The sequence below is a fragment of the Kitasatospora sp. A2-31 genome (assembly GCF_022288725.1).
Lineage (GTDB): Bacteria > Actinomycetota > Actinomycetes > Streptomycetales > Streptomycetaceae > Kitasatospora.
In genome coordinates, this window is sequence record NZ_JAKNTA010000096.1 from 1 (window position 1) to 2,043 (window position 2,043).

The 2,043-nt window shown below is 73.9% G+C and carries 1 protein-coding gene; it reads right to left on the reverse strand.

Features of this window, described 5'->3' with window-relative positions; translation table 11 throughout:
• Positions 1–1,858: MMPL family transporter (locus MCM47_RS39820; RefSeq protein ID WP_238951731.1), on the reverse strand; the 1,858-nt coding region annotated here is incomplete at its 3' end.
• Between the last annotated feature and the right edge of the window lie 185 nt (positions 1,859–2,043).

A 2,043-nucleotide genomic window follows, 5' to 3' on the forward strand; every position in this document is an offset into this window, starting at 1 on the left:
CCCCGCCGGTCGCCGCCAGCCCGGAGATCGCCCCCGTCCGGGTGCCCTGGTGGACGGACTCCTCCCGCACCCGGGTCATCAGGAAGATGTTGTAGTCGATGCCGAGCGCCACCAGGAAGACGAAGACGAACAGCGGGAAGGAGTTGTCCTGGCCCTCGAAGTGGAAGACGTGCTCGAAGAAGAACGCGCTGATCCCGAGCGCCGACGCGTACGACAGCACGACGGTGGCGATCAGCACCAGCGGCGCGGTGATCGCGCGCAGCAGCAGCGCCAGGATCACCAGCACCACGCCGAGGACCAGCGGGATGATCGTCCGGTTGTCGTTCGTGGCGGCCCGCCCGGCGTCCAGGATCACCGCCGTGCTGCCGCCGACCTTGGCGTCCGCGTCCGGCACCGCGTGGACGGCCGTCCGTACCCGGTCCACGGTGTCCTTCGCGGCCTGGCTGTCCGGCGGATCGGTGAGGGTGGCTCTGAACAGTGCCGTCCCCTCGTGCACCTCGGGCGCCGACGTCCCCGCGACCCCGGGCGTCGAGGTCGCCGCCGCCCGCACGGCGACGGCCCCGGCCTCGGTGCTGATCACGGTCAGCGGCGCGCCCGTCCCGCCCGGGAAGTGCTCCTGCAGCACCTCCTGGCCGACCACCGAGTCCGGCTTGCCGGTGAAGGTGCCGGCCGTGCTGAGGCCGGTGGCGTTCAGCGAGACCAGGCCGACGCAGCAGGCGGCCAGGGCCAGGGCGGTGCCGATCCACACCTTGCGCGGACGGCGGCCGATCCAGGCGCCGACGTGCGCCCAGCGGCCCGTCCGGGTCGGCTCCGGCGTCCCGTACGCGGGCTTGACCGGCCAGAACACCCACCGGCCGAAGACCACCAGCAGTGCCGGCAGGAGGGTGAGCATCGCGACCAGCGCCACCAGCACGCCGATCGCACAGACCGGTCCGAGGCCGCTGGTGGAGTTCATCTCGGCGACCAGCAGGCAGAGCATCGAGGCGACCACGGTGGCCGAGGAGGCCAGGATCGCCGGGCCGGCCCGGTGCAGGGCGAACGCCATCGCCTCGTGCCGGTCCTCGTGCCTTCGCAGTTCCTCCCGGTAGCGGGCGGTGAGCAGCAGCGCGTAGTCGGTGCCGGCGCCGAGCACCAGCACGATCAGGATGCCCGCGCTCTGCGCGTTGACGGTCAGTCCGGCGTGGTCGGCCAGGAGGTAGATCACCGCCTGGGAGACGACCAGCGCCCCGGCGGCCGAGAGCAGCGGCAGCAGCCACAGGACGGGGCTGCGGTAGGTCAGCAGCAGCAGGACGATCACCACACTGATGGTGGCGGCCAGCAGGGTGCTGTCGATGCCCGCGAAGACCTCGGCCTGGTCGGCGCCGATCCCGGCGGGGCCGGTGACGTGGGTGACCATGCCCTGGCTGCCGTCGGCGGCGGTGGCGCGCAGGTTGTCCACCGCCGGGCGCAGGTCCTCCCAGCCGCCGGTGCCGATGTCGATCGGCACGATGGTCTGCATGGCCTGGCCGTCGGCGGAGACCACCGGTCCGACCACCTGGCCCAGGACGTGCGGCGCGCCGGCGAAGGCGGCGGCGTCCCGGGCCGCCTCGACCCGGTCGGTGGGGGTGATGCCGCCGTCACGCTGGTAGACCACCACGGCCTGCGCGGTGTCCACCGGTTGGAAGGCCCGCTGCTCGTTGAGCACCTGGGTGGACTCGGCGTTGCCGGGCAGCCAGCTGGAGGCCTGGTTGTCCTCGGCGCCGTTGAGCTTGCCGGCGAGCGGACCCGCGACCACCAGCAGCACCAGCCAGAGGGCCAGCACCACCCACTTGCTGCGGCGTCCGCACGGGAGTGCGGCGAGTCTCCGGGTCGGGCTCATCGGAAAACCCCCAGGGGCCTGAGGCGTCAACTCGTTCCAGCCTCTCACCGGCCCGCCGACCCGGCAGCCGGAGCGCCGCCGGCCCACCGGCCGGCCGCGCCCCGCTCCCCGCCGGCCGAGCCCCGCGCCCCGCCGGTCGCCGCCGCGCGACGCGGCGACGTCAGCGGCGCGAGCGCTGTCCCGGG